Source organism: Betaproteobacteria bacterium, assembly GCA_016791345.1.
Taxonomy (GTDB): domain Bacteria; phylum Pseudomonadota; class Gammaproteobacteria; order Burkholderiales; family JAEUMW01; genus JAEUMW01.
Genome location: JAEUMW010000417.1, coordinates 1 through 6,391, shown reverse-complemented (window position 1 = coordinate 6,391; position 6,391 = coordinate 1). Strand labels below are relative to the sequence as shown.

At 64.2% G+C, this 6,391-nt stretch carries 5 protein-coding genes; all 5 read left to right on the top strand.

The window, feature by feature from the left end:
- Positions 1–23: 23 nt before the first annotated feature.
- The 5 genes from JNK68_15910 (at position 24) to JNK68_15890 (ending at position 6,142) form a co-directional block, all read left to right on the top strand.
- Positions 24–3,218: a hypothetical protein gene (locus JNK68_15910; protein MBL8541829.1), complete on the top strand. Its 3,195-nt coding sequence runs from the start codon at positions 24–26 to the stop codon at positions 3,216–3,218.
- 252 nt (positions 3,219–3,470) lie between these two features.
- Positions 3,471–3,665, top strand: coding sequence for a hypothetical protein (locus JNK68_15905; GenBank protein ID MBL8541828.1), 195 nt, complete (start codon positions 3,471–3,473; stop codon positions 3,663–3,665).
- A gap of 120 nt (positions 3,666–3,785) precedes the next feature.
- Entirely contained in the window at positions 3,786–4,655 is an 870-nt protein-coding gene (locus JNK68_15900; protein ID MBL8541827.1) for an ester cyclase, read from the top strand.
- A gap of 172 nt (positions 4,656–4,827) precedes the next feature.
- On the top strand, positions 4,828–5,343 hold the full coding sequence (locus tag JNK68_15895) for a hypothetical protein (GenBank protein MBL8541826.1): 516 nt from the start codon (positions 4,828–4,830) through the stop codon (positions 5,341–5,343).
- A 166-nt stretch (positions 5,344–5,509) separates the two neighbouring features.
- Positions 5,510–6,142 (top strand): response regulator transcription factor, encoded by a 633-nt coding sequence (locus JNK68_15890; GenBank protein ID MBL8541825.1) that lies wholly within the window; start codon positions 5,510–5,512, stop codon positions 6,140–6,142.
- Positions 6,143–6,391: the final 249 nt, after the last annotated feature.

Below are 6,391 nucleotides of genomic sequence, written 5' to 3'. Positions count from 1 at the left end.
CGGATGGATGCACTGGCGCGCCCATGTCGTCTCTCGCGAAAACCACGGTGCCGCGGCTGCGGGCGATTCATCCCAACGAGCGGCTGTTCCGCCTGCTGGATCACGCGTCGGCGCATCGCGTGGTCTGGATCCACGGACCGCCGGGGGCGGGCAAGACAACTCTCGTCGCAAGCTATCTTAAGGCGAGGCGCCTGAATCCCGTATGGCATCGCCTGGACGAAGGCGATGCCGATCCAGCCACGTTCTTCTACTTCCTTGGCCGGGCCGCGGAACATGCCGCCACGCGTGACGTGCCGCTGCTGCCGATGCTGACCGCGATCTACAGCCGCGGACTTCCTGCCTTCACGCGACAGTATTTCCAGAACTTGCACGAACGGCTGCCGCGGCGATCGCTGCTCGTCTTCGATGACTATCACGAGGTTGCGCTCGACTCACCGCTGCATGAGCTGATTGTCCATGGTCTGGCCGAGACACCGGAGTCGAGGCGTGTCGTCGTCGTGAGCCGCGCAGAGCCGCCACCGCAGTTGGCGCGGCTGCGCGCCAACGACCTGATGGAGGTAGTCTCCCCCGAAGCGCTGCGGCTTGACGTCGACGAGGTAAGGGGTGTCGTGGCTTCGCGTGGAAGGATCGATCGGGGCGACGCAGACCTTGCGGCGCTCACGGCCGCCACGCAGGGCTGGGTCGCCGGCGTCATACTCATGCTGGAATCGGGAAAAGCGCCGCCGCCGGGCGAAACCACGGGGCTCGACCCACGTTCGCCGCAGCTCGTGTTCGATTACTTTGCCGAGGAAGTTTTTCGTCGGCTGGATCCGGCCGCGCAGGACGTGCTGCTGGCGACCGCGGTGCCGCCCGCGATCTCGGCAGACATGGCGGAGCGGCTTACGGCCAACAGTCGAGCCGGGGACATCCTCGAAGCGCTCGTGCACAAGAACTATTTCATCGCCCGCGATGCGCAGACCGAGCCCGTATACAAGTATCACCCGCTGTTCCGCGAGTTTCTGCTGACGCGGGCAAAGAAGCTGTTCAAGCAGGAGCAGCTGTCTGCCATCTCTGAGCGCGCCGCGCTGCTCCTGGAACAAGCCGGGCATCCCGAAGCCGCTGTCGAGTTGCTGCAGGGGACGGGCAATTGGGAGCGTATCGCTGCGATCGCGCTGACTTCTGCAAAGTTGCTCATCGAACAAGGACGCTACGCCGTGCTCGGCCGCTGGCTGGATTGCCTGCCGGCGTCCCTGATCGAAGACGATGGGTGGCTGTGTTACTGGCGCGGATTCGCCCTGCTTCCGGCTGCGCCTGCGGCTGCCATCACCTGGTTCCAGCGCGCCTTCACATTGTTCGAACGCAACCGGGACCGGCCCGGACTGTTGCTGTCATGGGCCCGGATCATTCAGGCCATCCGTTTCGACCCCAAGGGGGATGTGAAGCAGATGGATCCGTGGATTGCCATGGCCGACGGGCTGCTCGCCGAGGATTCCGGTTTTCCCTCGGAAGAGATCGAGTACCAATTCGTCTATGGCATGTACGTCGCGCTCCAGCACCGCAGGCCGTGGCATCCACGGTTCGGCGCGTGGCGGGATCGCGCCATTGCGCTGGGTCTCTCCGAAACCGACAGCGCGAACCGCGTCTATCTGGCTTACCTGGCGGTGAGCTACGAAACACAGCGGGGACATCTGGTGCCGGCCAAGCTCATACTCGAAGCAGCGTCGCGGGTGCAGGATCTCTCCGCGCTTGCGAGAAGCTTCAGCTATCTTGGCCGCATCCAAATCGAGATCGAATTGGGCAGACTGGACGAGGCGCTCGCCACCATGACTGCCGGACTCGATCATGCGCGCAGGGTCGGAATACACACCTGGGATACGTTCCTGCGCTGGCACGGCGGCCGTGCGGCCCTCTTGTGCGGCGACGTTGCGACTGCATTGAGCCTGCTGGCGGACATCGCGGCAAATGCGGACGTTAGCTGCGGCGTTGCCGGCTGCTACTACAACTACCTCGCTTCGTTCACCGCGCTGCTCGAAGGCAGTCTGCCGACCGCTGCAAAGTACGCAGAGCGGGCCATCGAGCTGGCGGAAGCAACCGGATGGCTGATATCGCAGGCGCGCTCCCGGCTGCTCTACAGCCGCGTCCTGCTGGAGCTGGGCGAGCTCGGGGGCGCCAAGGACCAACTTGGGCGGATGCTCCCGCTCGCGGTTCGCATCGACTACCCGGCAGTGGTGAGCCAGGGTCTCATGCAGCAGGCGCTGATCGCCTTCGCCGAAGATGACCCCGCGACGGCGCTGGATGCGCTCAGGCGGGCCTTGCGGCTCGCGCGCGAACTCTCGTTCAGGCAGAGCCTGTGGTTCTGCCCCACTGATGGCACTCGTTTGTGCTCGCGTGCGCTCGCAGCCGGCATCGAACCGGATTTCGTCAGGGAGGTCATCCGGCAGCGCCGGGTGCTTCCGGAAGTACCCGACATCGTGGACTGGCCGTGGCCGGTGAAGGTCTTCACGCTCGGTCGTTTTCTGCTGCTCAAGGACGATCGGCCGCTGGAATTCCCCCGCAAGACGCCGAGGAAGCCTCTGGCATTGTTGAAGGCGGTCATCGCGTCCGGTGGCGCAGAGGTTCCGGAAACGCGTCTCACCGAAGCCCTATGGCAGGATGAAGAGGCTGATTCCGGTCACCAGGCCTTCGCCATCGCCGTGCACCGACTGCGCAAACTGCTCGGCAACGACGAGATCATCCAGATCCATGAGGGACGCGTAACCCTGAATCAGTGCAATTGCTGGGTCGACGCCTGGGCCTTCGAGCGGTTGCTTGCCGAGGCCGATCGTGCGACGCGGGCAGGGAAGCGGGAAGAGTTTGCATTGCTGGTGCGAAAGGCGTTGGACCTCTACGGCGGCGTGCTCTTCGCCGAGGACAGCGACGCGCCGTGGACGATTTCTCCGCGCGAGCGGCTGCGCAGCTTGTTCATTCGCCATGTCGGGGCGCTTGCCGGCTATCTGCACGAAATGGGGCGGCACGACGACGCGATCGCGCTGTACCTGCGGGGAATAGATGCCGATCCGCTGGCGGAGGAGTTCTATCAGGGGCTGATGCGCTGCTACCGGGACAGCGGGCGTCGTGCGGAAGGGCTGGCCGTGTACCGGCGATTGCGGCAGACGATTTCGGTGACTCTCGGGGTGACACCGTCGCCTGCCTCCGAAGCGCTTTACCGCGCACTGCTCGCCGGAGCGGATGGACCTTGAAGACGAGAGGCGGCCTGAGTTTCGCAATCCGTAACCGATTGGTATCCCTGTTGCGGCCAGTTTGATGCTGGAGAGCGGGAGACGTCAGCACGTCATTCCGGGGCCGCGTAGCGGAACCACGGAAACGGAGGCCGAGAATCTCCCGGATTCCGGGTTCTGCCCTACGGGCTGCCCCGGAATGACGGCTTCGGTCCACGGCCGGCTCACGAGCTGAGGTTCGTCACGTCACCAATCAGGACGGGAGATCGCGCTATGCCGGCGACGGGCGGCGACACCTACGTGGTACGAATCTACCGGCAGGCGAACGGCAATCCGCCGCAACCAATCGGCATGGTGGAGCAGGTCCGAAGCGGCAGGAAGACTCCATTCCACACGATGGAGGAGTTGTGGCGGATCCTGATGCGGCGGCACGCGCGCAAGTCCGGCGCACCCACACGCACGGCTTAGGCAAGCCGTTCGTACAGTGCATCTGCATCATCGCTTTCCCTCCGCGCGAGGTCTAACATGCGCAATGCGAGCCGAGAGTCGGCGGCACGGTCACGCGACGACGGGGAAATCATGAGTCCCATGCAAGTTGCAGAACGCTACTTCGACGCCTGGAACCGGCGCGACGCAGAGGCGATCGTCGCGAGTTTCGCCAGCGGCGGGACGTACAGTGACCCGTCGGCGGGTGAGAATCTTCAGGGTGACGCCATTGCCGCCTACGCAAGGGGGTTGTGGGCTGCGTTTCCGGATCTGTCGTTTGCGACCGCGAGCGCTGCCGACGACGGTGCCGGGCTCATTTCGGCGCAGTGGATCATGCGCGGGACGAACACTGGCTCGATGCTCGGCTTGCCGCCTACCGGACGCAGCGTGACGCTCGCCGGCGCCGACTTCATCCAGGTCGAGGGAGATCGCATTCGCTCGGTGCGGGGTTACTTCGACTCGCGGGTGGTGCCCGATCAACTCGGCCTGCAGGTAGTCGTGCAGCCCTGCTCGATTGGTCCCTTTGCATGGGGAACCAGTACCACGGTCCAGTCGAGCAAGAAGACCAAGCCTGGGGCATTCAGCATTACTACCGTCGAAGCGCGCTCCGACGACGAGGTGCAGGAGATCCGAGAGCTCTCGCGCCAGACTGTCGTGGAGATGCTGCCGATGGAGGGATTCATCGGCTGGGTGGGCATGATCGTCGGCCATCGCATGCTCACGGTGACGGCGTGGGAGAGTCCGGAAAATCCCCGGCAACTCTTGCGCGGCGGCACCCACAAGGAAGCCATGACTCGAGTCTTTCGGCCGAAGGGGCTCGGCCAGGCGCTCATGACCAGCGTCTGGATTCCCGAACGGATTGGCGCACTCTGGGTTCGCTGCGAGGCGTGCGGGCACATGGCCGACTCTGCGAAGGCGGATCGAACGTGCGACTGCGGCGCGGCACTGCCCGAGCCGATGGCATATTGGTAGGCTGTCCCACGCGCCTCTCCGGAGGCGTCGTCAAAGCTTTTGCGGCACGTCATCCCGTGTTCACGGGATGTCTGTCCGCATTGACGGGATTTCGATCAGCCCCTTGCCCCCTTACGCTGAGCCTCCGCAGCCACGTCGTGGTTGGAGAGAAATTCTGCCAAGGAGGTGGATTATGACTGTCCATTCAGATCACATTGTTCACAATTCGGGTTTCGCGCTGCTCGCAGCGGGGCTTTGCACACTGCTCGCCCACGTGCCGTCGGTCTCTGCCGAGGATTTGCCGAAGCAGGGCAGTTTTGCGGTGACATATACGGCAGCGGGGGCACTTGGCCGTACGATCGACGTCGGCGATGGGACCAGGGTCGTTGCGATGGACAACCGGCTGATCGCGACCAACGACGCCGGGCAGGGAATCTTTCACAACGCCACGGGAGACTGCATTGGGGTGAGAGGGGGTGAAACGAGGAACGGCTACTGCGTGTTCACCGACAAGGACGGTGACAAGTTCGTCGAGCCCTGGAGCGTCGCGCCCGGAGCCAAGAAGGGCACGGCGACCCTCGGACCGGGGACGGGGAACTACAAAGGCATCGAAGGCAATCTTGAGTGGGAGGTCGTCACCAGCCTGCCTGCGGCCAGCGGGACCTACAACTTCATCGGCAAGAAACGGGGAACCTATCGGCTGCCGTAATCGCATCGGTACGCTGCGTCGCGATGGGGGCGGCGCACGAAAGGCAAGGAACTGGCGCTTACTGCGGCGTTCGTTTCACCGACACTGCACCGCTCTTGCGCAACGGGCCGCAGAAGATTCCAATAGCAAGGGACGCCATGCCGAGGGGAGGGGAATGATCACGGTAATGGTGGTCGAGGACGATCCGGCGTTTCTGACCCGGTTCTGCTCGATCGTTGCCTCCGACCCGGAATTGAGGCTGTTCGCCGCGGTCGGGGACCTTGCCTCCGCGCGGCAGGCGCTGAGCAAGGCCGCGCCGGATGTGCTGCTCACCGACCTCGGTCTGCCTGACGGAAGCGGCGTCGACCTCATCCGGGAGACGGCCCGCCGCTACCCCGCCACCGACATCATGGTGATCACCGTGTTCAACGATGAGGACCATGTGCTCGCCAGCATCGAAGCCGGCGCCACCGGCTACATTTTGAAGGACAGCATGCCCGAAGAATTCGTCGGGCTCATTCGGCAGTTGCGCGCCGGGGGTTCCCCCATCAGTCCGGTGATCGCGCGGCAACTGCTGAAGCGGTTCAAGCCGGGAGTACCTGTGCCGCCGGCCGGGCCAACCGCGGAAGCGGCTCTCTCGGGCCGGGAATCGGAAGTCCTCTCCCTGATCGCCAAGGGCTTCAGCTTCGGCGAGATCGCTCGGCTCTTGGGAGTCTCGCCGCACACCGTCACCACCCACGTCAAGAACATCTACCAGAAGCTTGCCGTGCATTCGCGAGGGGAGGCTGTTTATGAAGCCAGCAGGATGGGCCTCGTTTAGGAGGACAACAACGCCGTGGTCGCGGACGGCGCAGGTATTGGCGGTCGTCCTTACGGTTTGCCTCGGTCTGCTCGGCTTTCTCGGGCTGTTCGGACCATCCGACGACCTGGCTGCGGAGCCCGTTCTGCGGTTGAGCTCCGCGGAGTTGCTATTCATAGCTCCCGCATCGCGTCTTCGCGCGCGGCTCGTTCCCCGTTTGCGGGATCCCGCGTGTCGTCTGTCATCCCAAGCTGAAGAAGCGTAGACGGA

Excerpts from the sequence above, each read along its gene's own strand:
- JNK68_15910 (MBL8541829.1), top strand. The coding sequence starts at position 24 with ATGTCGTCTCTCGCGAAAACCACGGTGCCGCGGCTGCGGGCGATTCAT.
- JNK68_15905 (MBL8541828.1), top strand. The coding sequence starts at position 3,471 with ATGCCGGCGACGGGCGGCGACACCTACGTGGTACGAATCTACCGGCAG.
- JNK68_15900 (MBL8541827.1), top strand. The coding sequence starts at position 3,786 with ATGCAAGTTGCAGAACGCTACTTCGACGCCTGGAACCGGCGCGACGCA.
- JNK68_15895 (MBL8541826.1), top strand. The coding sequence starts at position 4,828 with ATGACTGTCCATTCAGATCACATTGTTCACAATTCGGGTTTCGCGCTG.
- JNK68_15890 (MBL8541825.1), top strand. The coding sequence starts at position 5,510 with ATGGTGGTCGAGGACGATCCGGCGTTTCTGACCCGGTTCTGCTCGATC.